Origin of the sequence: uncultured Fibrobacter sp., from assembly GCF_947166265.1 — a bacterium.
Lineage (GTDB): Bacteria > Fibrobacterota > Fibrobacteria > Fibrobacterales > Fibrobacteraceae > Fibrobacter.
On sequence record NZ_CAMVDO010000007.1, the window covers coordinates 55,263 to 81,205 of the forward strand.

Here is a 25,943-nt window from a genome sequence, read left to right on the forward strand (position 1 = left end):
AAATATAGCGTCCTTAAATCCGCAAGTGGAAATAGGGTTTCATTCGTATTCTGGAAATGCCGATTCCTCGTATGGTGCAAAAGATTTGGCTTTAGATAATTTTATCTATTCAAATGATATTACGTCTTTTGTTTCTGCAGGAAATCAAAATTCATCTTCGGGAACATTCTATGTGACTAGTTCGGGTAAGGCCCTTAATGCTGTTACGGTTGGTGGTGTTTATCCTTTTTCTAATAATTATGAGTCATTTTCTCGTTGGAAAAACTCTCAAATAAAGAATCAAAAACCGGAAATAGCAACATACGATTATTTCTCTTTTCCGAACGACCCTCATTTCTCTGATGACAATGGCGAAACATACAATGGTGTAATGCGTGGCACGAGTGCTGCTGCCGCATTTGCCGCAGGTGTTATGGCGGATGTTTTGCACCAGCATCCGTTTTTTAAACATCGTCCTGAAATGGCTAAGGCGCTGTTGATTACGGGAAGTACCAAGGCTATTGGTAATGCAACATCTTATGATCAAGATAACAATAGCAAGGCTGCAAAGGGAATTCCATTGTATAAAAATCTTGCTTGGAACACTCGCTCAAGATATTGGCGGGGTAGCAATTCGTGTTGCTTTTCTGGAGATTCTATAGTTTTTACTGAATCGGGAATTGTTAAGGATAAGCGATATCGCATTGCAATATCTTGGCTTGTTCCAGGAAGTTATGTCAATCAGAACAAAACTGTTTCGCAGGATATTGATTTGTATGTGGTGCAAGATGGAACTACGATAGCCTCTTCTGCTAGTGCAAAAAATCCATTTGAAGTTGTTGATTTTACCGCAAAATCGAATAGCGATTTAAAAATTAGGATAAAGCGTTTTGCAAATTCAGGTGTTGGCAAGGTTGCTCTTGGCTATAATCTGTGGTTTGAGTAAAGATTAAAAATACAGGGAAAACGAAAAATGAAAAAAATCTTTTTTTACTTATTTACGTTTATGTCGATTATAGCTTTTGCAGATGATGATTATGACAATGCCTTTAAGGATTTTATACCTTATCCGTCTAATATAAACGAGAAAGCTGATAAATGGGTGGAACCTTATGATCAAACTTTTTTGCCTTATGTTGATTGTGGAGAAGTGAAAAATTTTGAGGTTGTATCGGTTGCTGATTCTGTAAAATATTATTATGATGATAAGGATGATTTTGTGGATTATTTTACTAATGGTCACTTTTTTTGTGTGGCAAGTGTTGTACGTGTTACGTATCATGTAACATGTCAAAATAAACTGAAATATGAAGGAACTTATTATCTCTTTAGTGATTCTTATAAAGAAAAAGATCCCATGATAGGGAGTAATGATGATATAAAAGAAAAATTTAAGGCGTGGGAGCATGGCTGGATAGAAAGGGATCTTTCTTGCTTGAAAAATGATGGAACGTTTGAAGAGTCTTGCTCTGAATATAATGGTCGTACATATTCAGATTATGAAGAGGCTTTTGATGAAAAATCACTGAAAGAACAATGGGTTAAGCAGAAAGTTGCGTATCCAGAATGGAAATATATGGGAGACCCAAAGAAAAAAATTTCAACTCCAATTTTATTTGTACATGGTTTGGGTGATGATTATAAATCTTGGGGCGTGACATCCGCGGTTGATGCTGATTCTTTGTGCAAAAATGATGCAACCTGCGCGGAAATGTGGCCTTCTTTATGCGATGATATTTTTGTGCCATCCCTTGAAATGCGACTATTGCAAAAAAAAACTTGTACAGATGAATTAAAGAAAAAGTTTAATAATTACAAAGAAGCTCTCTTAAGAACCAATAGTGTTTTTCAAAAGGGAATGGTGAAGAATTATAGTTCTGGTTCAGGTCCTGATATTATAGCTCGTAACCAAAATGTTTATGTTACGGATGATAATATTAATAGTGATGGAATATATTTTTTTCAAGCTCCGGGAAAAATCAATGATGAAAAAAAATGGGAAGAAGCTCCGCTAAATTGGGATAATGCAGATGCAAAAAACTCTCAGTCTAGGAAGTTATATCAAAAATTAGAAGAAATTCTAGATGATTTTTTTGGAAGTTCACCCATTAATTGGCGGAAAACTTCAGAGGTGACTGTTGATATCGTTGCACATAGTCAGGGTGGGCTCATTGTCCGAGAAATGCTTCGAGGACTTCGGACAAATGGAGCCTCTTCTGGACCAGAAAACCCTGCAAATCATATTAGGCGTGTTGTTACTGTTGATACCCCCCATTTGGGAGCGGCTACCGCAGCAGACAACTCTAAATCCATTGAGAGGTATCCCGGTTTGGGCAAAATAGTGGATGATTTGAATAATCCTGAAGAACATAGTTTGGCAAATATCAAGGTTAGTCTTGATTATACAGATTGGTTGACTGATTTGGGGCTCTTGGCCGTTAATTCTTTTCTTGGTTGGCACACTACTGCTGCTATAGCATTATCTGATTATGATGTAAAAATGAAAGGCCCTTATCTTGGCCCCTATACGATTTCGTTGAATGTTGATCCGCTTGGTCCAGGTAGTTTTGATGTTGATATTATGGAAAAAGATCCGCTTGCTGATTCACGAGAACAGGCTAACTATACAAGAAATATTGGAAAGCATCTTTATAGTGAAAGTGACTTTATGCAAAATCTGAATTATGGAAAAAATGGGGAATCTTATCCAAAGAAACCAAATGGAGATAATCTTGAAATTGTGCCACTGTATTCGGGGAATACTAAAGTCGTTGTCTCTGCAGCCCTAGAATCTATTGCTGAAAATTTGAAAATTTCCTGTCCTGAATTAGACGATGACGATTCAAAGGCTGCATGTGTATCCCTTGAATCGTATCTAGAATCAAAATCGAGTGATTATGAAAGTTTAGTGTATAGCACAGTCGATATTGACGATGTTGATTTGGATATGGATTTGGTAAGTATTTTAAATAGCTTGGTAAATGATTGGCTTGCAAATAGTGATTTAATTGTGGAATCAAATAGTCAAAAGTATGAAAGCGCAGAATTGGGGATAACTAGCAGTACCATACCTGAGCTGAAAGTGCCTCGCAAATTTGAATTCCATGATGCGTTGGCTCCATGGGAAACGGTCACTCATCTGGATTTGAAAATGGGCGAAATGGCTGCGTCTGCTCGACAGGGACTAGATATTGCTTGTGCATTGCATCTATATTGTGATGAATTACTTGCTGAAAGGGCTGGTGTAGAATTGATATATTTGGAAGATGGTTCCGTTGGCTTGGCTGGAGATTTTGATTTGTCTCCATTCTATCTTACCGTTGGTAAACAAGGTTCTCGTGTTTCTGATGGTGTTAACTATTTGGAAGCTGTATATGAACATGGCGTGGGTTCCTATATAAATTACACTGATGCAAAAGGAAATTTACAGCATGACGTGGTGTTGTCATCCGACATTGCGACCAACCCGCGTCTTCAGAGGAAAGGGTCTGTTTTTACAGTTAGCTTTGATAATCAATCTGGCAAGACATTCTTTAAAGACTATTTTATGCCTAATATGTCATCGCAAATATCCTTCTCCATTATTGCCGATGAAGGTGCTGTGCTGCCAAAGGTCATTGTTGGCTCAGGTACTGCTAGCAATTTGAATTCTCAAGTTGCTCCTGTTTCACCAACCGCTTGGAAAAAAAATAAAGATGTATTTATCATGCATCGCGAAGCACGTAGTGGGTATGAATCTAATACATCAAGACCTAGAATACTTGTGGCTAATTCAACAGATAAGGATATTATGGGTTTCAAGGTTGCTTATTATTTTACGGCGGATCCTGCAAGGAATCCTGAGGTTGAGGTTGATTATCCGAAAATTCCTGTTGTTTTGGAAAATCTTGGTGGAGACCAATGGCGTTTTGTTCTGGATGCAACTGATTCTGTATTGAAGGCTAAGTCTGTATTTCCAAGTTTGGATGGATGGCAAATCCGTGTACATTATAACGATTGGACAGACTTTGACCATCTTGATGATTGGTCTGCGGATTATAATATTGGCTTCCCCCAAAACAATAAGAAAATTGTTGTCTATGACGTAAGTGGTCATATTTTATGGGGACAAGAACCTCCAATGTTCAAAAGTAGAGATGATGGTGTAATTGCGTCACCGAAGGGTATCTTATCTTGGAGAGATTCTGCTCCATGGGAAAATAATGCGTTTAAACCTCAAGTCACTGTTAAGAATACGGGGACTGTAGCTTTGAATAATTACCATGCTAAACTTTGGTTTCGCGTTCCCGAAGAAAAGTCACTTTACGTTCCAACTGATGATTGGTTTACGCCTGTGTCTAAGCCAAGCCTTAAGAACGTAGATAAAAATGTTTGGGAATTAGATATGTTTTTTGATACATACATGCTTTACCCGAATAAGTCTGTTGTCGAAGGGAATATTGGTCTTCATTTGACCGATTGGAGTTCTTTTGACAAAATTGTTTGTGGAATCGCATTGCTTGATTCTCAAGAAAATATAATCTTTGGAAAAATCCCTTCTGTCGAAGAGTGTATGACATATGAATTTTCTGATTTCTTGAATATTCAATATGTATGGAACTTCTAATATGAAAAAAATATTCATCCTTTTTATTGTCATAATTTTATTTGCTTGTTCCGATGAGCCTTCTGTGACTCGCTCTTCTGGTACACATAATGAAGATCCGGATTTTGGCTGGCGTAAGGGTGATTTCATTCCGGAGTTACATGACTCTAAGATGTATGGAGGTTTGAAGTCTATTTATCATGTTAATGATAGAATTGTTCTGGTAGACAACTACTGGTCTAGCAATCAGTATTCTTCACTGGGTTCTGTTACTTACACCCCAAGGGTCTTTGCTTCGAAGATTGGGTCAACTCATTGGGATACGCTTGTCAGTTCCGAATGGATTCGTTACGTGTATGGCGATTCCACGGGGCTTTATGCGGGAACCCAGCTTAGTGGCAAGGTCCTGAAATACGACTTTGAACGTTGCTCATGGAACGAGATTTATGCGTTGCCGTTCGATTCAATCGGTTATTATAATGTATACGGAATTGCCATTTATCAGGGGCGTCCCGTTGTCTGTTTTGCCGGGTACGAGGATAGCACTGATAGGCGTAGCGAAGTCATAAAGATTGCGTTCAAAATGCAAACAGATGCTGGATGGGTGGATGTTACCTACGATTATGATTCTTCTAAGGAATACCCTATGCAGTTCCATAAAGGTGTGGAACTAAACGGCAAATTATATACCATTAGCGGAGATCGTGGAATGTGGCGCTATGATGGTAGCTGGAAAAGAATGGCGAAAATTCCAATTCCAAGTTGGGCGACTTGGGTTCCTGTTTATGACACAAGCGACATTGCGTTGGATATTGTAGTTCATAAGGGAAAAATATATGTGATTGGCGAAAAAACTTCGTCTAATGTACTGGAATATGACGAAACTCTTGATCTTTGGAATCCTATAGACAGTGTTATTGAAACCTATGACGAGACAATTGATACGACAGACCCTTATGCTGACCCATATCGCGGACACATGACTTATCACAATACACCGTTCAAGCGTTTTTCCTTAGCGTCGGACGGAAAACATCTCTTTATTGCGGGAAGTGATCCCTGGCCTAGTGTTTACATGGGAGACTATGGAACTCCTTATAAAAATGAAGAAAAGGGTTGGCGAAAAGTCTATGGCAACTTTTGCCCCAATTATATTTGTCTATCTCATGGTTCATCTTATGATATGGTTACAATAGGGGATACTCTATATGTGGCGAATGAAACGGCTCTTTTGAAATTTCCTTTAAAGGATTTGGATAGTGTTATTTCAGATCAGGAATCCTATCCGACGGTTGAATGAAAAAATCTAACGAGGCTTTCTTCTACGAGGAACTTAAAAAGATTATGAAAAAAATGGCTATATGTGCAATAACGTTGTTTGTAAATTGTATTTATGCATCAGTGTCCTTCGGTGGCATTGGTGTGTTGATTTATCAGGTACGCGATGGTGTTAAGGTTGCTGAGGTTGTCCCCGGCACACCGGCTGCGGAAACGAAGTTGCAAGCAAATGATGTTGTCATTGCGATCGATGGAGAATCGCTCAAAGGCAAGTTTCTCGAATACCAAATGGTTAAGGTCGAGGCTGGTGGAACTTTGAAGATTGGTCCCGGTGAAATGAAAATAGGCGTGATTCAATTAGAATCGGGAAGCTCTATTGAATTTACAAATCCAGGTCAAGGAACTATAATTTGGACTAATGGTAAAACATTGTGGAAAACTTCCATTGTGAATGAAAACCAGGAACTTGTTGCAAGAGACTTTAAGCTCATACAACTAAGTGATAAGGATATGTTTATTGAAGGAGACTGGGCAGGGACAATTCATGCAGCTAAGGCTGATTTGATAATGGGGCAAACAAATAAGTTGATGTATGGTCGATTTGTTGGGAAAATGTAACATTCCATCAAAATTCAAGAGTATACCGAGTAGATTTTGATCCGATTGTTCCTGTATTGGATGTTGTTCTAAAATAAGGAGTAACATATGAATAGACTTCTATTTTTGTTTGCTTTGGTTTCTTTTATTTATGCTGCGGAGTGGTCTCAATGGAGAACTTCGACGGTGTTGCAATTTGAATCAGGATATTTGAATTTCCATCGAGATAGAGTATGCAGTAATGATTCGCTGAAGAAATTTCTTCACTGTGCGAAGGATTCTTCAATTGCTTATTATTCTTTTCTTGACACAGATTATGTTGTATATGTATTTAAAAATGGCGTTGGAATTTGGGGAATCCATGATGAAGTCGAGGAAAGCTACCAGTATAAAGAGCGTTTGACCAATGTTATGGAATATGAGTTTATGAATTTGCAAAAATGGAATATACTGGATATTTCGATGGATAGCGCATCGCATTTAATAAATAGGGTGCTTTCTGAAATGTCCTGTGTTCCAGATTCGAGCCTACGAAAGGGAAGTATAATAGGTGTTGAATTTACTCATAAATTTGAGATGGATAAGGACTCTGTACTTTATTGTTCTGCTGGGGGAGAAGATGGTGGATCGATACCAGCTCCAGCGCAGTTGTTTGAATTGTTGCCCGAACTACTTCAAAAGGCTAGTTTGCATGTGATACCATTTTCCTCTGCAATGAGGGCTTGCAAGATAGGAATGAAAACATTCTATATCAACGATATAAAAAACTCTGAGTCTTTTATGCTTTATGACTTGAATGGAGTTCTTTTGAATCGAGGTCTCATTAAGAATGGGATTGTAAGCGTGAAGAAAATACCGGCAATTCTAGAAATTTCTAATAAAAGATTTTTGTTAAAATAGGGTGGAATGTATGAAAAGTAAATATGGTTTATTTGTTTTTGAAGTCGCATTATTTGCATCTCCACTTTTTGCTTCCGAATCCTTCGGTGGCATTGGTGTGTCAATTTATCAAGTGCGCGATGGTGTTAAGGTTGTTGAGGTAATCCCAGGTACACCAGCTGCGGAAACAAAGTTGCAACCAAATGATGTTATCATTGCGGTAGATGGAGAATCGCTCAAAGGAATATCTATCGAAGAGTCGAAGGCGAAACTTCGCGGTCAGAAAAACAAGCCGCTTGAGATTACCTTTGTAAGTGGCGTTGATACGCTGTCGGCGACTCTTCGTCGCGCTCAAATTACGGTAAAGGACTTGGAAAGCGAACGTGTCGAATCTTGGTATGGTGACAAGTCCGAATTCAATGCTCAGGAACTTGAAACCTACGCAAGTGCGACAGAAAATAACAAGCAACTTGTAGCCGTACTACAAAACGGAACTTTGGTGAAATCTGAGTCGCAGGTTTCCGCTAAGTCACTGAACGGAATCTATGTCGAAAAAGCGGACGAGTTTGCACCCAAGATAAAGCAACCTAATTTGAACAAAAACGCTTCTGCAACATTGAAGGGGCTTAGCCGAACATCCGTTGGCTTTGAACTGAAATCCGCTGGTAGGGCTGTAATCACCATTATGGATGCAGATGGTGCTGTGGTTGCAACGCTTGTCAGCGAGAATGCCCAACCCGGTTACAATTCCCTGAAATGGAATTCCGAAAATGTTCCGAGTGGTCGCTACATGGTGACTATCGAACACAACGGTTTTGTTAGTGGACGAAATGCTTTGCTGAAATAATTAAAAAGTTAATTGAAGGATGGTTGGTGTGGGAGTAGTAGGCTACACTTGGTAAGATGTAGTTCGTTTATTGGCTCAACGAAGTCGATGTTTTGAATGTGAAAATATTGCACTTATCTAATATCATATGGAGGTATATAATATGTACAAATTTGAAGGAAAATATCGGTACAAAAAGAAAATGGGCCAAATTGAAGAAGAATGGGCTATCTATAGTCATTATGGGAAAGATGACTTGAATGAATGCCTTCGTTTAGATTATGAGAAAATGAGAGTGCAGAAATTAGTTGACAAGGATTATATGGACTTGCCTGTTGTAAAACCGAGTTGGTGTAATTGTCCTTAAATTCTTATCTGACTCTCTGGATGAACCCGTTGTAGTGCGTGGAGGGGGCGTTGACATGCAGGAATCGTTTAGAAATGCTACAGGCCAAAGGTGCGTAAGAATATCTGGAGCTTTTTGAAGCATCTGCGGTTGCCCCAACGCCCCAAAAGCCTATTTTGGCGGTTGGCACGGTATTTGCAAAAGAAAATTACATTTAACAATGAGAGGAGTCTTATGTCTGATCAAAAAATGTCCACGCCAAAGCTTCTATCCCTATCGGGAGGTGGATTCCGAGGTTTCTTTCAAGCAAACGTCCTTTCCTATATGGAATCTGAACTTGGCATGCCTTTAGCTCGCCGTTTCGCTTTGATCGCAGGAACTTCTATTGGGGGAATTAATGCTTTATGCCTTGCCTCAGAAATTCCTACAGAAAAAATGGTCAACTTCTATAAGGATTGGGGACCTAAGATTTTCCCAAAGATAAGGTGGCCGTTGGGCCTTATAAGGCAGAAATTTTCTGACAAACAGTTGAGGGCTGCTTTGGAGCAACTCTTAGAGGATCGGACTATTGAGGACTTGAAGCATAAGGTGTTGATACCGGCTGTTAATCTTTCTACGGGTATGCCGCAGGTTTTCAAGACACCTCATCATGATAGTTTGAAAATGGATAAGGAATATCGTCTGGTTGATGTTGCCTTGGCAACTAGTGCCGCTCCGACCTATTTCCCTATACATAAGATGGAAAAACTTTATGGATGGTATATGGTTGATGGGGGCTTGGTTGCGAACCATCCGGGATTGTATGCGTGCATAGAGGCCGAACGGTTCTTGAATATGGATTCTCAATCCTACAAGCTGTTGCATATAGGAACGATGAGTTCCGGCATCACGGATGTATGTAAAACGGTTAATTCTGGATTTCTGACTCGTTGGCGAGGCAAATTGTTTGATTTGTCTATTTCCGCACAAGAGGCCGCAACGGAGAATATCCTGAAATTTAAACTTGGGCCGGACCGTTATATGAAAATAGATGTAACCCCACCAAAGGAGCAGGTGAAGTTCATTGCACTAGATAAGGCGAACCCAAAGGCCCAGCAAATACTTTCACAACAAGCGCGTTCCGCCTACCAAAATGCGCGCACTGCATTGCAGAAATATATGGCGGAGGGAGAATAGAGTATGGAATGCAAGTGCTTGAATGATTGCTTCCGTGGATACCTTAAGGAGATAGATGTCTCGCAAGAGGTCAGGGATATATTAGAAGATGCTCGATTGAAGGTAAAGCGAGCGTTAGCTGAAGGGATTGGAGAACGGACGGCACAAGAAGGAAACCGAATTGTGCCGCGTTTTATGAGACAGGGGTCTGCTGGTTATAAAACGCAAAACATGCCTTGTTGTCCACCGGCGCAACAGGTTGATTTTGATTATGGGTGCTATCTTCCGTTGTCGTATCATGAAGATGAATCGGAACCTAGAGAAGCCGCAAACGATTTCTTTGATATGGTCGATTCCATACTTAAGCCTTTGGCTAAAGCAAATGGGTGGACCGCTGAGAAGGGGAAAAAGTCGTATTGTCTAACTCTTTCTGATGAGATTCATTTTGATGTTCCCTTGTATTCGGTGCCTGATAAGGAATTTCAAAAAATTCGGGATATGCGCCCTGTCAATGAAAGTGCGCAAGGGAGCACTTTTGCTGCTTGTGATGAACAAGAAGAAAGGGATTTGGATTGGGATGATTTGCCCACAAAGTCCATAATGCTTGCTTATCGCGAAGATAACGGTCTGTATTCCTGGAAAAAATCGGATCCACGCTTGCTGAACCTGTATTTCATGAATAAGGACGATGACGACCGCGCTATTTATAGGATTCTAAAAGGATGGCGCGATTTCAATTTCCAAGATGGAAAGGGGCCTTCGTCCATATTCCTGATGAGCCTTGCGGAAAAGGCCAATGCAGGAAAATCATTTACCGATGATATTTCGGCAGAACTTTTGAAGGTCTTGAAATTTATCAAGTCAATGTCCTTGCCCGATGATGATGAGGTCTCTGTAGAGAATCCGGCTGATCCAAGGGAAGGTATCAAGTGCCCGACGGAAAAGTTCAAAGTGCTACAGAGTCGGGCGGGAGGCTTAGCTTCTGCCATTGCTGGCAATATGGACCCCTCTGATGCGGCGCGGTCGCAGGCTGTGCAACGTCACCTTGGAAAGAGATTCCCCGTGATAAAGGATTCGGTACAGATAAACCGTAGAGGAGCACTGCCGTCTGTGAGAGCCGGCTGATATGAAAGACAGTCCCTGGGAAAATCTTAAGGATGCTCTCGCTGCATGGAACTTTATTCCTTGCAGTGGGAGTCTTTCTGCCGAATTTGAAGGGCCGATAGAATCGAGTACCTTTGGAACAGTAATTGTAAAGTTATTGTTTGATAATCAGTGCTGTACTGAATTTCCCAGGGCTTGCTTGGCTCGGCAATATGATGACCTTTGTTTTAGAAAGGTTCCCCATGTAGAGAAGGATGGCGGATTATGCTATCTTCAAAAGGGAGAATTGGTCTTTGACGCATATAGACCATACGATATGGTTGGAGTAGTTGTTGACCAAATAAAGGAATGTATTCTCGATTTACCCAAGGAAAAATATGGGGAAGAATTTTCTAAGGAGATGGCCTCGTATTGGCCGTGTGACTATAGTGCTGGAATAAAGGATGTTGGCAAAACATCCTTGAAGATTGTTGAGGGTGATTCGTCTTCGCCTAGTTATTCGTGTCCTATTTATCCATTATCTGGCTCTGCTGACATTTCGGCTATAGGATTTCCCTTTGGTTCAATGAATGACCTGCTCCTGTTTGGCAAGGCTTCTATGGGAAAACGAGCCTTCAAACGTTACCGGAAGACTGTTTTATGGGGATGCTATTCTTCCAAGAATTTTGCTGTCGCCTTTAGAAAAAATGCTACTATCTTGGGATTGATTGTGTCGCCGTCTCGCAGCGGAAATCTTAATTGTCGGTATTTTGCGGAAGAAACCGACAATAAAATATTTTCAAGGAATGTTTTTATGGGTAATAACGCACCTTTGATGGATAAGAAGATTCTGGTTGTCGGGTGTGGCACGTTAGGGAGTAATTTGCTTCCGATGTTGGTAAAGTCCGGTGCCGGGTTTAAAAATCCATTGACTATTGTTGACCCTGATAAGTATGCGGAAGAGAATTTTTCCAGACATTATCTCGGCCTTGAATGTTTGGGAGTGAACAAGGCCCTCGCCATGAAAGCGGTTTTGGAAAACCATGTGAAAAATGAGCCAAGCAAACGCTTTAAGAATTTTAGGATTGAGTCTATCGAAAAAACGTTTGAAAATGCGTTTAAACCGGGGATGGATTTTCCTTTTGACATTGTGCTTGATACTACTGGTGATGAGTCGTTCTCGGAGTACTTGAACCGGTTCCTTGCGCAATTACCAAAAATGCCTCTCTATATTTGTGGATATATATACGGGCGGAGTAAGGCTGTGTGCGCATCTGTTATAAGCAACTCTAAAAAGGCTTGCCTGCGTTGTGAAAAGAAGTATTTGGTAGATAATGCGGTGTTGCCTAAATTGGGTGAAGAAGATCAAACTAGGGGGACTTGCAATGCTGTTTATATTCCGTTCCCTATAACGGCATCAGTTTCTGCGGCAAACTTGATAATGACGGCCTTGTTCAAATCCCTTGATAGAATTGGTGAAGAAGAGTCTTTATTTTGGTTCCAAGCTTGTGTGAATAATGTCTGGAATGCGATGGAGTGCGTTACTATACCCAAGGATGGTTCATGTCCAGCTTGTTGCAGAATATAGAACCAATAATGTATTTGCCTATAAAACAAGGTGAATCGTTCAAAGTCGTTTTCTCGAATTGGATGATGAAGAGAATTGCTCGAATACAGAAATCTGTGTTGACCAATTATGAAAGTGGAGGGATGCTGTTCGGCGTGATTCGACCGGGTGAGTTGACGATTTCTTTTGCGACTCCTGCCTACCCAGATGATAAACGGTCAAAAACAGAATTTGTTCGCCGAGACAAAAGACACCTGAAAGTCTTAGACTCTGTGTGGCATCGTTTTGGAGGAACAATCGGGTATTTGGGTGAGTGGCATTCTCACCCAGAATGTGATCCACATCCGTCCGGTGTAGATAAAAAAGGGTGGAATGCAGTTGAAAAGAAATCTGGCAAGCCGATTGTATTCTTGATTATAGGAAGCGAGCAAGTTTATTTAGAGGGAAGAATTTGATTTTTTTATATTAAGTGTAGTGGATGTACAAGGCTTATTTTGTTCTCCCCAACATAATAAGTTTTCTTTCATTTTAGGGGAAAAAGGAGCTCTAATGAATACTTTAGAAGTGTTTGTTACGGAAGTTATCATTGAAGACGTTGTAACAAAGGCAAAAATGGAAATTGGTCACTACGGGCCTCAACCGAAGGAATCTGATATTCATATAATTTTTGTTGCATCTTCGCCTAAAAAAAGTGTATTGTCTGTTTTAATGGGGGCTTATACGAAATGGCATAAGTCTTGCCCGAATCGTGTGTTTAGACTAGTTCAGGATTGTCGCTTTACAAATAAAGACAATATCATTGCCGTAGAGACTGTTTGACATTGTTGTAAAATTTTATCCAAAGCCCAATTAGAACTGAATTAGTTGGGCATTGGATAAAAAATGAGTCATCTTTTAGATAGGTTGTTGTGTAAGAATTTCTGAAATATTTGCATTGAATATTCTAACTTTAGTGCTATATGTCTGTTGGATAGAATCAATCATATTTGAAACATATTCAAAAATATTTATAGAACTGAAAGGTGTTTAAAATTCACTTTATTTTCCTTTGTTCTGTTTTTTTGGACGCAAAGATAGAAAAATTTGTTTTACATTTGTTGTTGATTTTTGTTTTTTAAGGAAAAAGAAGTAGTCTTTTATCTTAAATAATGTTATTTCTATTTTATCGGTATTGAATATGGTTGATCGTGTGATTGCCTCTCTCAAGGGTTTTATTTTTGCAGCCCTTTCGGCTATTTGCTATGGCACGAATCCGCTGGGGGCGCTCCACTTGTATGCGCAGAACTATTCGCCCGAAACTGTGCTTTTTTACCGATTCTTTACGGCGGCATTGTTGCTGATGGTCGTCATGCTTTCCAAGGGCTCGCACTTTAAAATTTCGTTTCGCGAGTTCCGTGCGCTAGTCGCTTTCGGCTTCTTGTTTGCCGCGAGTTCACTCGCGTATTACGCCTCGTTCAAGTACATGGACGCGGGCCTTGCCTCGACGCTCTTGTTCCTTTATCCGCTCGAAGTCTCGGTGCTCATGGCGGTTTTCTTCAAGGAAAAAATCAGGATTTGGACGGTTGTATCTATTGCGGTTTCTATGGCGGGCATAGCTCTTTTGTACCGCGGGGGAGATGGCGCAACGCTCAGCACGGTGGGTTGCCTGCTCGTGTTCTTGTCGTCCATCAGTTACGCCATTTATATGGTGATGGCAAACCGCATCAACTTGCAGATGGGTTCGGTGAAGATGACTTTTTATGCCATCTGCTTTTGCCTCGTGTTCTTGTTACTCTATTCTGTAACGCTTGGTTCTGGGCTTCCGCCGGTGCTTACCGAAGCTACTTCATGGGGCTGGGGCTTTATGCTTGGCCTTGTGCCGACGGTGCTTTCACTGATTTTTATGGTGAAGGCTGTAAAAAGCATAGGGTCTACTCCGACGGCAATTTTGGGAGCTTTGGAACCCGTGACGGCAGTGAGCATTGGTGTACTTGTCTTTGGTGAAATTCTCACTAGCCGCCTGATTGCAGGAATTATTTTAATTCTCGGCTCTGTGGTGCTGATTGCTGTTAAGAAGAAGTAATGGTTTGCTATATTGTAGTCATGCTTCGTTTGTTCTTGATTACTTTGTTGTCGTTTGTCGCGGTGGTGCTTTCCTCGTGCGATAGCGGAACCTTGAATCCGCCTCCGGAGGGGTACGATCCCGATGGCAGGTGCAGTGCCGGCAAAACTCAAATTTTGCCAGAGGAAGAGTGGGACTCTTTGCAGGCCCGTTGCGATACGGTCTTTATTCGCGATACGGTGATTGTCTATGGCGATACCGCTTATGAAGATACGGTGGTTAGAAGACACGACTATATCGGATTCAAGTATTTTGACAGGTATACCGAAAACTTCGATACGCTTGTGGGAATCCGCGTTGATGAACCACCTAGCCTTGCTTCTTATCATTGCGGCAACCGCCCTGTTTATTGTGAGTTGGATTCCACGCAAAAGACGTTTAGTTGCCAAACAGGCATATTTTGCTATAGCATCGTGTATTCAGCTGAACTCTCTCAATCACAAGTGGTGGCGCTCCCGAATCCACCGGTTGTTTATGTTCCTGAAGGGCATGCGATGGGCTCGATGATGTGCCGTCGCTCCGGTTTTAAGTGCGTACATGACCGGGTTTATCGCGATACGATGTATTTGCCGACACTCTATAAGGACGTTTACGATACGACCTTCCTGAATTATGGCCCTAATGCCTGGACGGACTATATTCCTGCCGTCAATGCGCCTCCCTTCGACACCTTGGCATTCCGCAAGGCGCTCGACACGTTGGATACCCGAAAACCGATTTTTGGAATGGACTCCTTGTTTACGGGATACTTTATTACGGTAGAAGGCTTGCCTGAATGGGCGGAAAAAGGCCACCGGAGCCATTGTTCAAAACAAGGGGACAAGACCGTGTGTACAACAGCCGTGGAGGCGGTTGGGTCTCTTTTAGGCAGCTATCCGACTGTTTATGAGAAATACCCTTTCTTCCTTGAAAATAAATTGGAATCGCCGCTTGAAAAAGATACCGTAATCACCTGGGTGTTACGGTACAATTATCTCGGAGGCTGGTTCGAGGGTGATAGCGATTCGCTAACCATTACGACCCTGTTTAAGGGAAGATAGATTTCGGTGGCTAGACTCAGAACAACGTCATTGCGAGGAACGTAGCAGAGTCTTCCACGAGCTATGTGTGGTGGCGGTAATCTTGCTATGAATTATTTTTACTAAATTAATGTTATGCAGTGCACATGCTCCGTTTGCAACAAGGAATTTAACGACAAGGTCGGGATGTCCCCGATGGAAAGCAACCTTGCTATCCGATACCGCAACAAGGTGGGGAACATTTGCCCCGATTGCCAGGCTGAAATTGCCTCGACAAAACGGGGAAGATGGCGACTCTTCTTCTGGAACCTGAAAGTCGCGCTTTACTGCCTGCGATTCCTCTCGATTTTCGCAATCCCGTTTATCGCTTTTATTATTTTGCTTGCGTTGTATGTTTTATAGGTATACCATGGAATTTATCAAACTCGCCCAGAATCGTTACAGCTGCCGCAAGTTCAGCGACAAGGTTGTAGAACCCGAAAAACTTTCCCTCGTGCTCGAAGCGGGACGCCTTTCTCCGACGGCCGTGAATGGCCAGCCGGTGACGGTGAAGGTACTCAAGTCCGAGGCCGCCATCGCCAAACTTCGCGGCATTACCCGCATGGCCTACAATGCCCCCGTGGTGCTCATGGTCTGCTATGACAAGGACAAGTGCTATTCTCCCGTGACCTATCACGACGACTTTGTAAGTGGCGACATGGATTCAAGCATCGTGACGACCTCGATGATGATGCAGGCGACCGACTTAGGTCTTGCGACCTTGTGGGCCCGTGGCTTCAACGCCTCTGAAATCGAGAAGGCTTTTGAGTTCCCGGCAAACCTCAAGCTGGCCTGCTTCTTGGATGTGGGTTACGCCGACCCTGCCGAAGGCGGTCCTTCGCCGAGACACCCCGTGCGCAAGCCCATGAGCGAATTCGCCGAAGAAATTTAAAATAGAGTGTCATCCTGAGCGGAGCCCTGTCATTCTGGAGCCGAAGGCGATAGAATCGGGCGAAGTCGAAGGATCTCTAGAGAAATTATACATAAAGGATTTTTATGCGTTTACTTGTTCTTGCTCTTGCCCTAGCCTCTGCTGTTCATGCGATAAATTGCACCGATGCGATTTTATCGTATTACAAAGGGTGGTATGGCATATATTTTGATTTTGATGACGCTGTTTTGGACGGTTCCTATAAACAGCATCAGGAAAACTACGTAACAATGAAGCTTATAAGAGATGAAAAATCTATTAAAGTAGTTTATTCCGAATTCTGGGATGGCGAGTTTCGTTTAGACACAAATTATATCGGTGTTGTTAGCGATCTTTCTGCATCGATTGATTCCGGCGTGGTGTATCAGAAAAGTTATTTAGGAGACACCTTATTTGTCGAGGCTATTATTAAAGAATATGTTCCCAAAAAAGAAGGTGTTCGAACTACAAACATGACAATGAAGATTCTTAAGGATTGGTTGCTTCTTGTTGAAGAGGAACATGAGCCGTGGAAGGAAGACATTTCGTCTGTGGGGTATATCGAACTATTTGTGAAAAATGATACCTTGTTCAGAATTCATTATGGTTCTAATGATGGGACCTCTTTTGATACAACAAAATTTCAATTTGATTATGCTTCGGAAACGGATGATCATGTTTGCCGAAACTTTTCTAAGGAGTATAGTTGCAGTGGATATTGTACCGATGAACATGGAAATGCGATTCATAATGGGGATGTGCAACAATTGGCCGATTGGACCGTCATCGAAAATGATTCCGGTTTTGTGGTTGGATACGGGGACGACGATGATTTAATGCAGTTTTTCATGGTATATCGGGATGGAAAGCCTACATCGATTGCGAAGCCGTTGGTCAAGCGTCCGAATTCCGTGCGCCATACGCCGTACTTTGACCCCAAGGGCCGCAAACATTCCAAGACTCTACCTTATAGGGTGATGTTTTAAGGCGAAACCGGGTTTTAGGGGCTCCGCCCCTAGGCGATGGGGTAGCGTATGCCGTTTCGGCAGAAGCGAGGGGGAAACCTACCCCTCTTTTTTATTGATTATCACTCGTCTCTCGTCTCTCGTCTTTCGCCTTTTGCTATATTATCGGCGGAAAATTTTAAAAAGGAATAAAAATGCGTTCTTTTAAATTTGTTTCTCGCGGTATCTTGACGGTCGCTTTGGCTGCTGGTATCGCTTCTGCTCAGTTGTTGAACTCCAAGAGCCTGGACGTGATTCGCGTCGAAAAGACGGGTATTTCTGCCGGCAAGATTGATAGCCTCGCCAGAATGCTCGGCGAACAACAGTTCCGTGGCAAGAAAATTGATGACCAGATGATGACTCAGCTCCGTTATGCGGTAATCGACAACCTCGTGGGCCAGGAACTCATCAAGCTCGAAGCCAAGAAACTCGGCATCAAGGTGACCAAGGGCAAGGTCGACAGTCTGACCGCTCTCTTCAAGTCGCAGTTCCCGAGCGAAGATGCCTTCCAGAAGGAACTCAAGAAGTCCAATACGACCATGGCTCAGTTCAAGGAAAAGATTGAAGATCAGCTGAAGAGCGAAGCCATTCTCGAACAGAAGGTGCCGTATCCGAAGGATCCGACCGAAAAGCAGAAGGAAGCTTTCTGGGAACTCAACAAGGGTAAGGTCCAGATCAACGATTCCATTAGCGGTGCCCGCATCGTGATTTACACCAAGGGCAAGTCCAAGCAGGAAATTGAAGACGCCAAGGACATGCTGAAGGGCCTCGCTGCCCAGGTACGCTCCAAGAAGGCTACGTTTGCCCAGCTTGCCGCTATGTACAGCGACGACCAGACCGCCAAGAAGACTGGTGGCGTGATGAGCAAGTTCGTGGCAAAGACCAAGGGTGATGCCTTCGTGAAGGCCGTGAACAAGATCAAGGTGGGCGAAATGACCGAACCTTACACCGATAAGGACGGTATCGCTATCTTCATGCTGACCGAACGTAACGACGGCAAGTACGAAAGCTACAAGCACCAGATTGACTACATTCTGCGTGTGCAGGCCGAACAGGACCGTCAGGCTCAGCTCAAGGCTTACCTCGATGGCCTCGGAAAGGTCTACAAGGTGCAGTACCTCGATGCGAAGTACACTCCGCCGCAGGCTATCGGAGCTGCTAAGTAATGGCTTTCCAAACTACACACACCGGGCTGATTGACTTGCGTGCGCGCATCGATAAGCTCTGGGGGTATCTTTGACTTAGAGGCAAAGACCGAAGAACTTTACGTGCTCGAAAAGGACTCCGCCGACCCGAACCTGTGGAATGACCAGGACAAGGCGCAGTCCATGATGAAAAAAATCGGCAATCTGCGTGCCCTGCTGGACTCGTGGAAAGAAGTCTCGCAGACTTGCGATGACCTCGCCGAACTTTATGAAATGAGCAAAGCGGAAGAATCCGCCGACTTGACTTCCTCGATTGAATCGGATGTGGCTGCCCTCAAGGCCCGCATCGAAGAAATGGAATTCAAGAAGATGCTGAACGGCCCCGATGATGCCTGCAGCTGCCTGATGTCGATTCACCCGGGCGCTGGCGGCACCGAGTCGCAGGACTGGGCGCTGATGCTCTTCCGCATGTACACGCATTTCTTTGAACGCGAAAATATGGACTTTAAGGTCGTCGACTTCCAGGAAGCGGAAGACGCCGGTCTCAAGAGTGCGACCATCGAAGTCACTTGCGAAAACGCTTACGGCCTGCTCCGTTCGGAAATCGGTGTGCACCGTCTGGTACGTATCAGCCCCTTCGACGCGAATGCCCGCCGTCACACGAGCTTTACCGCCGTATACCTGTACCCGGAACACGAAGACGTGGAATTCGACTTGGACATGGCCGACGTGCGTGTGGATACCTACCGCAGTAGCGGTGCCGGTGGTCAGTACATCAACAAGACGGACTCCGCCGTTCGTATGACCCATTTGCCGACAGGTATCATGGCGAGCTGCCAGACCGAACGTAGCCAGATCCAGAACCGCGAAACCTGCTACAAGATGCTCAAGACCATGGTCGCTGAACATTACCGCCTGGAAGAAGAAGCCAAGCGCGATGCCCGTATGGCCGAAAAGAAAAAGGTCGAATGGGGGAGCCAGATTCGTAGCTACGTGCTGCAGCCTTATCAGCTTGTGAAGGACCTACGCACCGGTGTCGAAACCTCGGATACTGCAGGCGTACTCGACGGTAAAATTAAGCCGTTTATCAACGCTTATCTGCTCAGTACCAGCGAAGGCACGAAGTAGTTCGTTAAGGTCCCTGAGCTTGCCGAAGGGCCGCTAATCAAAAGTCATCCTAGCGTATTGTGACGGGATCAAGCTTTGGAATTTCTAAATTATAGGCATGAATATTGAAGACTGGCGAAACCGTATCGACGAACTGAATGGTGAAATTATCGACCTTCTGAACAAGAGGGCAGGCTATGCGACCGAAATCGGCAAAATCAAGAAAGAAAAGGGCTTGCCCGTTTTTGACGAGGCTCGTGAACAGGCCGTTCTCGAAAAGGTCGCGCTCCTCACGAAGGGGCCGCTTTCGCCGGAATCCATCAAGAACATTTTTAGAACCATCATGCAAGAAACCCGCAGGGTGGAGGAATAATGCAACGCCTGACTTTGGTGGGCTTTGGCCTTCTGGCGAGTTCCATTGCCGCTGCGATTAAGCAGGCGGGCAAGTCTACGGTCGTACGTGCGGTGAGTAGTCCCAATACTCTCGAACGCGCTCGCGAACTGAAACTGGCCGACGAATTCTTTACCTACGACGAAATCGAAAAGTGGGTGCCGGGTTCCAGCATGATTTTGCTGTGCGCTCCGATTCTCCATATCTTAAAGACAATCGATGCTCTTTCTCGCGTGAACCAGCCGTCGTCCGCTCCCATTCTGGTGAGCGATATCGGTAGCACCAAGGTTGAAATTTGCAAGGTCGGTTCAAAACTTCCGCAGCCGTTCGTGTTCGTGGGGAGCCATCCGATGGCGGGTTCCGAAAAGCGGACTCTCGAATATAACGATCCTTCGATTTTTGAGAATGCCTACTGGTTCGTGTGTCCACCCGAAGGGGTAGAAGAATCGGCCTACAGGCCTCTGCTTGACCTCATTGATTTTGTCGGTGCCCATGCGGTGGTCTTTCCGCCGGAACACCACGACCGTACCATGGCGTGGGTTTCGCACATGCCGCAGATGCTTTCGTCCACGTTGGCGGGGGCGCTTCCTGAACGCCTGCTCAAGTTCAACTACCAGCATTATGCAGGCCGTGCATTTAGGGATATGACCCGTATTGCCGCTTCGGGCTGGAACATGTGGCACGATATTGCGGTTACCAACCGCGACCAGACGGTGCTTGCGTTGCGGGAAGTGCGCGAAGGCCTCGACAAGACGATTGCCGCGATGGAACATTTGCAGGTCGTGAACGATGGAACTCCCGCAGCCGAAGATTGTTCCGCTGATTTGGAAACGGTTTTCAAGGCCGGAAACGAGGGCCGTGCAAGTCTGTTTGCTCCGGGGCGCAATGCGGCCGCAGCCTTCTCCGAAATTACGGTTCCACTCAAGGATGTTCCGGGGGCGCTTTTGCAGGTGCTTTCTCCGCTAGCGGAAAATCATTTGAACATCCGCGACATTGAACTTATGAAAGTTCGTGAAAATATTGCAGGCACCTTGCTGCTTGCGTTCAAGACTCCCGAAGAAGCTCGCCGTGCCGTCGAAATTCTACAGAAGCTCGACTACGATGTAAAGGAACGCTGATGGAATTTGTTGTAAACCCCGATCGCGAACGCATGGAACTTGCGCTGACGATGGCGTTGCTCGTAAACGGGCGCACCGTGTTCGAGGATTTTTCGTTTGCTGCGGGCGTAGAACCGTTTGCCGAGGCGCTTAAGGAATTTGGCCTGAATTACGTGCAGCAGGGGCATCAGTTGGTGCTCGAAGGCAAAGGGTTCCAGTATGCACTCCCTAGCTTATTGCCGATTCACATGAATGAGACGCGTTCCGTGATGCTCTGGACGCTTGCGTCGAAGGATGTGGAGCAGGTTTACACCTTCGCGGCCGAAGAAGACGAAGCGGGCCTCGCTGCGGTTGCGGGCGCGAAGGATTTACTGCAGAAGTATTTCAAGGTGAAGCCCGTCGCCGATGAATCGGCGAAGTTTACGTTTACCTTTGCTGCCGAAGATTTACCAGTCAAGAAAGATTCCCTCGGGAACATTCCGTACCTGATGCGTAACCGCCTGTTGCTTAGGACTCTTGTTCGTAGCGACTACCTCTCTTTTGAAGAAAAGGGAACGGTGCATGACCAGTGGACCAAGATGCTGATGTACTTTGGCGTGAACCTGAAGTACGAAAGCCGCGGTATGGAACAGCTTACGGAACTGGAACGTCGCATGATGATTGCTCGCGGGCAAAAGATCGAGCGTACCCAATTTACGGAAATATCGGAAACGCAGGTGATTACGGGGCGCGACTATTACATTCCGGGCGATACCACCGAGGCGATGGCCCTTGCGCTTTTGACGACGATTGCTGGGATTCCGAAGAATACCGAAGTCTGCCTGAAGAATGTCGACTTGAATAGTAGCCGCGCGGGGGCACTCACATGCCTCAAGCGTATGGGTGGAAACTTTGAAACGGTGAGCCGCCGCGAACGTTTTGGTGATGTCTATGGCGATGTGATGGTTTACCCGCTTGCCGCAGGCAAGCGGTTGCAGGGCCGCCGCTTTTCCGAAGATACTATAGCGACTGGCCTCGAAGAATATCCGTTCCTTGCCGTGGCGGCCTGCTTCGCCGAAGGCGAAACCATCCTTAGGATTCCCAAAGAAATCCGTAAGGAAATGCGCACTACGAACGAGGCCTTGGCCGAGAATTTGCGTAAGACCGGAGCCGAAGTCGGCGTCTACGACGATGGCCTTGTGATTCGTGGTCTTGAAACGATCGTGAACGGAAGCGACTTCGACGGGGGAGAAGTGCCACAGAATGGCCTTGCTCTTTCGGTCCTTTCGCTTGCGCTTGAAAACGACGAACCCGTCGCGGATGCGGAGCTAGTCGAACGTACCTATCCTGGAATTTTGCAGAAAATGAATCAGCTGATTGAATTGGCGAACGCAAAGCAGGAGGAAGCATGAGTGCGGTAGAAAAGAAGGACTCTCAGGGCGGTTTTGCCAAAATCGGTATCGTGGGTTGGAAAGACAAGAGTGCAGACCTTGCTCTTGCCCTTGAAAAGATTGCGCAGTGGGGGGCGACCCATCCGCAGGTGACTTTCTGCGTTCTCGATAACTTGAAGGAACTTGCCAAAAAGCCGATCAAGGTTGTCAAGGAATCGGCGCTTTGCAAGGTGAACCTGTTGCTTGCCATCGGTGGCGACGGCACCGTGCTTTCGGCGGCGCATATCGCTCTTGGGCATAACATCCCGATTCTCGGCGTGAACGCCGGTCGCGTGGGTTTCTTGGCCGAAACTCGCGTGGAAAGCCTGACGCAAACGCTGGACAGCTTGATTGAAGGCGACTATTCTACCCGCGAACGCATGATGATCGATGCTGCCGTATATCGCGGAAAAAAGAAGATCTGTTCGCAGACGGTCCTGAACGAGGTTCACATTCGCGCCCACGCTCCCGAACGTATGGTGAACGTGTCCGTGGAATACAATGGAACCGCACTGACGGATTACTGGGCCGATTCTGTTCTCGTTTCGACTCCGACAGGCTCGACAGCGTACAACCTTGCTGCAGGTGGCCCCATCATTCATCCGGCGACTCCTGCCGTGGTGCTGACGCCCGTTGCTCCGGGAAGCCTTTCGGTGCGTCCGCTGGTGCTTTCGCTTTCTTCCAAGAAACTGCAGATGAAGTCTGCCGTGGAAAAGACATTGGATCTCGTTTTCGATGGTCGTACGACGGTGGAACTTTTGCCGGGTGACGAAGTGTGCCTTGCCGAAAGCAAGTCGGTCACGACGTTTATCCGTATGCGCCATACCGGATTCGTGGGGGCGCTCCGCGAAAAGCTCGGCTGGACCGGAAAACCGAAACTGGCCTAGTTTTTGGCGCTTTTTCGGCCTTTTTTCATATTCTTGACTTTTTTCGGTTCCACCTTAGTCTTTTTAGTATAGATTAAGGGTATGTTGGAACTGAACGTATTCTATCGCTTGGCGGCAGCCGTTGGAATCGGTTTGATTATCGGCATGCAGCGCGAGCATACCTATTTTGACCAGTCGGATCGGCATCCGGCCGGTGTACGTTCGTTTACCTTGGTCGCGCTCGGTGGCGCAATGACCGCTTTCCTTTCGGACCTGATGGGGGGAGTTGCTCCCTTTGTGACAGGTTTTATTGTCGTGGGCATGCTCCTGATGGCATCCCATGTGGCCTTTGCGATCGGGCATCGTCCGCAAGACGGCTCCGGTCCCGTTGTCGGTAACGACGGCATTACGACAAGTATCGCCGTGTTGGTTGTCTATCTGTTGGGGGCGCTTTCGTGGTACGGGCGGTTGCTGGAATCCTGCGTGATTGTGGTGGTGATGCTCTGGGTGCTATCGGCAAAGCAACAGCTGCACGATTTTGCGAAAAAACTTTCCAAGGAAGATATTCTTGCGACGGTCAAGTTTGCGGTGATTTCTATCCTGATTTTGCCGTTCTTGCCGAATCAGGCTTACGGTCCGCCCGGTCTTGAGGTGCTGAATCCTCACACGATTTGGCTTTTCGTAGTGTTTATCTCGGGCATTGGTTTTGTAGGCTATGTGCTTATCAAGCTGGTGGGGCCCGGCAAGGGAATCTGGCTTACGGGCCTGTTGGGCGGCCTTGCAAGCAGCACGGCGCTCACGTTAAACCTGGCTGGGCGAAGCCGCGAAAACGAAGATTACGCATCGGACTTTACGCTCGGGATCGTGCTCAGTTGGGCGGTGATGTATGTTCGCTTGTACCTGATTTGCGTTTTCCTGAGCAATTCCCTGGCGGCTCCCTTGGCTTTGCCTCTGCTTGCTCCGGTCGTTCCGACGCTAGCGTACGCGTTCTACCTCAAGGTGAAGGAATCGCGTGATCACCGTTCCAGGAATTCCGATTTTTCGAACCCGTTCAAGTTGCTTCCGGCAATCAAGTTCGGCGTCGTTTTCACTTGCGTGATGTTTGTCGCGAATGCGGCCCGCGTTTACCTTGGTGCCGGAGCGCTCCTTGCCTGTAGTTTTTTGGGCGGTGCCGCCGAAATGGATGCGGTGGCGTTCTCGGTTATTGACATGAACCTCAAGGCGGGACTCCCTGTGCGGGAACTCGTTCTCGCTTTCCTGTTCGCAAGCCTTGCGAATACGCTGACTAAAGGTGGCCTTGTGCTTTTCCTGGGGGCAAAATCCATGCGTCGCCCCATCATGCCTGCGGTTGCACTCATTTGTGCGGTGACGGGCGGGCTTATCGCCTATTACGTGCTTTGATTTATAGCTTGCTTCCGTAGAGCTTCTGCCCTTCCTTAAGGGGCGCTCCCGGTTTCAGCTTGTTGATGCGGCAGAGGGATTCGATTGAAATGTTGAACCAGTTGGCGACATCTCCCTGCGAATCGCCCCTTTTCACGATATAGTAGTTTTGGCTTTTCAGTTTGGTTTGAAGTTTTCGGTGAGCCACTGTTGCCTTTTTCATCGAGAATTTTTCAACACCGTCCTTTAGGCTCCAGTGCGGGAAATCTATGACGGAGGTGGGGTCGATGTTCACTTCGCCGTAGCGGATTTCAAAGTGCAAGTGCGCCGATGATGACCTGCCCGAATTGCCTGCAAGCCCTACGATATCGCCCGGGAAAACTTCGTCTCCGACCTTCAGGAGTCGCTTGGAAAGGTGGGCGTAAAGTGTCTGGAGTCCGTTGGGGTGCTTAATCAAGATGTAGTTGCCGTAGCCGCCCTTGTTGTAGCGAGACATTGTGACAACACCCGGATAGGCGGCGACTACAGGTTCATCCTTGATGACGTTTACGTCTACGCCCCGGTGCAGGCGGTGGCTGCGGATTCCGTAGGGTGAACCTATGAGAGCTTCGTGTGTAATCGGAGGAAGAATTGTAGAAAAGTCGAAGAATTCTCCAATCTCGACGGGCTCACTATTCGTTGTTTCTTGTGGAGAACTCTTTTCCGTCTTAGACGACTCCGTTTCTTCGCTTGGAAGCTCGTTGACCGGCTCCTTTGAGTCCGTTGAATCTTTTGGCGTGGCTTCTTGCTCTTGCGATGGAGTTTCGGCTATCGTTTCCTGTAAGGATTCCTGTTTTTTGGTGGACTTGGCTTTTTTCTTTTTAGATTCTACGATCTCGTATTCGACCCCTTCCTTGTCATAAAGGAGCGCCTTGGTGAATGCCTTCGGGTCGTCTTCGCTGATCTTTATTTTTTTAGCGGACTTTTCTTTTGTCGAAGTTTTTTTCGCCTTTTCCTTCTTGTCGGATTTTTTTGTGGACTTCTTTGTCGAAGTTTTTTTCTTCGATGTCTGTTCGGTTGTTTCTTTGTCCGATTTCTTGGTGGTCGATGCCTTGGCGTTGGCCGGGGTACACACGCAAGCGATTGCCACGATTATCGCGACAAGAATTCCGCTCCACTTGTGAAATCCCGAAAGCGTCAT

At 45.4% G+C, this 25,943-nt stretch carries 25 protein-coding genes; 24 read left to right on the top strand and 1 reads right to left on the bottom strand.

Annotated features, from left to right (window positions below; translation table 11 throughout):
* Positions 1-25: 25 nt before the first annotated feature.
* The 24 genes from Q0W37_RS05385 (at position 26) to Q0W37_RS05500 (ending at position 24,784) form a co-directional block, all read left to right on the top strand.
* Positions 26-925, top strand: coding sequence for a S8 family serine peptidase (locus Q0W37_RS05385; protein ID WP_367186245.1), 900 nt, complete (start codon positions 26-28; stop codon positions 923-925).
* A 27-nt stretch (positions 926-952) separates the two neighbouring features.
* Positions 953-4,585 carry a hypothetical protein gene (locus Q0W37_RS05390; RefSeq protein ID WP_297699509.1) on the top strand — a complete coding sequence of 1,211 codons (3,633 nt, stop codon included), beginning with the start codon at positions 953-955 and terminating at the stop codon, positions 4,583-4,585.
* A gap of 1 nt (position 4,586) precedes the next feature.
* Complete coding sequence (locus Q0W37_RS05395; protein WP_297699512.1) at positions 4,587-5,864, top strand: hypothetical protein; 1,278 nt, start codon at positions 4,587-4,589, stop codon at positions 5,862-5,864.
* Complete coding sequence (locus Q0W37_RS05400; protein ID WP_297699514.1) at positions 5,861-6,460, top strand: PDZ domain-containing protein; 600 nt, start codon at positions 5,861-5,863, stop codon at positions 6,458-6,460. Before Q0W37_RS05395 ends, Q0W37_RS05400 begins: the two co-directional genes overlap by 4 nt.
* Positions 6,461-6,547: 87 nt before the next feature.
* A complete protein-coding gene (locus tag Q0W37_RS05405; RefSeq protein WP_297699516.1) occupies positions 6,548-7,339 on the top strand; it encodes a hypothetical protein in 792 nt (263 codons plus the stop codon).
* A 10-nt stretch (positions 7,340-7,349) separates the two neighbouring features.
* Positions 7,350-8,165 (top strand): PDZ domain-containing protein, encoded by an 816-nt coding sequence (locus Q0W37_RS05410; protein ID WP_297699518.1) that lies wholly within the window; start codon positions 7,350-7,352, stop codon positions 8,163-8,165.
* 142 nt (positions 8,166-8,307) lie between these two features.
* Positions 8,308-8,511 carry a hypothetical protein gene (locus tag Q0W37_RS05415; protein WP_297699519.1) on the top strand — a complete coding sequence of 68 codons (204 nt, stop codon included), beginning with the start codon at positions 8,308-8,310 and terminating at the stop codon, positions 8,509-8,511.
* Between the two features lie 213 nt (positions 8,512-8,724).
* A complete protein-coding gene (locus tag Q0W37_RS05420) occupies positions 8,725-9,666 on the top strand; it encodes a CBASS cGAMP-activated phospholipase (protein WP_297699521.1) in 942 nt (313 codons plus the stop codon).
* Positions 9,667-9,669: 3 nt separating this feature from the next.
* Positions 9,670-10,770 carry a CBASS cGAMP synthase gene (locus Q0W37_RS05425; RefSeq protein WP_297699522.1) on the top strand — a complete coding sequence of 367 codons (1,101 nt, stop codon included), beginning with the start codon at positions 9,670-9,672 and terminating at the stop codon, positions 10,768-10,770.
* Position 10,771: 1 nt separating this feature from the next.
* On the top strand, positions 10,772-12,316 hold the full coding sequence (locus Q0W37_RS05430) for a ThiF family adenylyltransferase (RefSeq protein ID WP_297699524.1): 1,545 nt from the start codon (positions 10,772-10,774) through the stop codon (positions 12,314-12,316).
* A complete protein-coding gene (locus tag Q0W37_RS05435) occupies positions 12,292-12,750 on the top strand; it encodes a Mov34/MPN/PAD-1 family protein (RefSeq protein WP_297699526.1) in 459 nt (152 codons plus the stop codon). Before Q0W37_RS05430 ends, Q0W37_RS05435 begins: the two co-directional genes overlap by 25 nt.
* Positions 12,751-12,844: 94 nt before the next feature.
* Positions 12,845-13,114: a hypothetical protein gene (locus Q0W37_RS05440; protein WP_297699528.1), complete on the top strand. Its 270-nt coding sequence runs from the start codon at positions 12,845-12,847 to the stop codon at positions 13,112-13,114.
* A gap of 358 nt (positions 13,115-13,472) precedes the next feature.
* Positions 13,473-14,357 carry a DMT family transporter gene (locus tag Q0W37_RS05445; protein WP_297699529.1) on the top strand — a complete coding sequence of 295 codons (885 nt, stop codon included), beginning with the start codon at positions 13,473-13,475 and terminating at the stop codon, positions 14,355-14,357.
* Positions 14,358-14,377: 20 nt separating this feature from the next.
* Positions 14,378-15,436, top strand: coding sequence for a hypothetical protein (locus Q0W37_RS05450; protein WP_297699531.1), 1,059 nt, complete (start codon positions 14,378-14,380; stop codon positions 15,434-15,436).
* A gap of 114 nt (positions 15,437-15,550) precedes the next feature.
* On the top strand, positions 15,551-15,817 hold the full coding sequence (locus tag Q0W37_RS05455) for a hypothetical protein (protein ID WP_297699533.1): 267 nt from the start codon (positions 15,551-15,553) through the stop codon (positions 15,815-15,817).
* A gap of 7 nt (positions 15,818-15,824) precedes the next feature.
* Complete coding sequence (locus Q0W37_RS05460) at positions 15,825-16,346, top strand: nitroreductase family protein (protein WP_297699535.1); 522 nt, start codon at positions 15,825-15,827, stop codon at positions 16,344-16,346.
* Between the two features lie 104 nt (positions 16,347-16,450).
* Positions 16,451-17,350, top strand: coding sequence for a hypothetical protein (locus Q0W37_RS05465; protein ID WP_297699537.1), 900 nt, complete (start codon positions 16,451-16,453; stop codon positions 17,348-17,350).
* Between the two features lie 173 nt (positions 17,351-17,523).
* On the top strand, positions 17,524-18,534 hold the full coding sequence (locus Q0W37_RS05470) for a peptidylprolyl isomerase (protein ID WP_297699539.1): 1,011 nt from the start codon (positions 17,524-17,526) through the stop codon (positions 18,532-18,534).
* Positions 18,534-19,641, top strand: a protein-coding gene (gene prfB, locus Q0W37_RS05475; protein WP_297699541.1) for a peptide chain release factor 2 whose coding sequence is annotated in 2 segments (ribosomal slippage) — positions 18,534-18,605 and positions 18,607-19,641 — 1,107 coding nt in all. Because the reading frame shifts where the segments join, the coding sequence is not laid out codon by codon here. The genes Q0W37_RS05470 and prfB overlap by 1 nt, the downstream gene beginning before the upstream one ends.
* A gap of 97 nt (positions 19,642-19,738) precedes the next feature.
* Positions 19,739-19,993 (top strand): chorismate mutase, encoded by a 255-nt coding sequence (locus tag Q0W37_RS05480; protein ID WP_297699543.1) that lies wholly within the window; start codon positions 19,739-19,741, stop codon positions 19,991-19,993.
* Positions 19,993-21,129 carry a prephenate dehydrogenase/arogenate dehydrogenase family protein gene (locus Q0W37_RS05485; RefSeq protein WP_297699545.1) on the top strand — a complete coding sequence of 379 codons (1,137 nt, stop codon included), beginning with the start codon at positions 19,993-19,995 and terminating at the stop codon, positions 21,127-21,129. Before Q0W37_RS05480 ends, Q0W37_RS05485 begins: the two co-directional genes overlap by 1 nt.
* Entirely contained in the window at positions 21,129-22,499 is a 1,371-nt protein-coding gene (locus Q0W37_RS05490; RefSeq protein WP_297699547.1) for a 3-phosphoshikimate 1-carboxyvinyltransferase, read from the top strand. Before Q0W37_RS05485 ends, Q0W37_RS05490 begins: the two co-directional genes overlap by 1 nt.
* Positions 22,496-23,404, top strand: a complete 909-nt coding sequence (locus Q0W37_RS05495; protein ID WP_297699548.1) for an NAD(+)/NADH kinase — start codon at positions 22,496-22,498, stop codon at positions 23,402-23,404. Before Q0W37_RS05490 ends, Q0W37_RS05495 begins: the two co-directional genes overlap by 4 nt.
* 81 nt (positions 23,405-23,485) lie before the next feature.
* The gene (locus tag Q0W37_RS05500) at positions 23,486-24,784 is read left to right on the top strand and encodes an MgtC/SapB family protein (RefSeq protein WP_297699550.1); all 1,299 of its coding nucleotides are present in this window, start codon (positions 23,486-23,488) and stop codon (positions 24,782-24,784) included.
* A gap of 1 nt (position 24,785) precedes the next feature.
* On the opposite strand, the gene Q0W37_RS05505 is transcribed toward Q0W37_RS05500, so the two are convergent.
* Positions 24,786-25,943 carry a M23 family metallopeptidase gene (locus Q0W37_RS05505; RefSeq protein WP_297699552.1) on the bottom strand — a complete coding sequence of 386 codons (1,158 nt, stop codon included), beginning with the start codon at positions 25,941-25,943 and terminating at the stop codon, positions 24,786-24,788.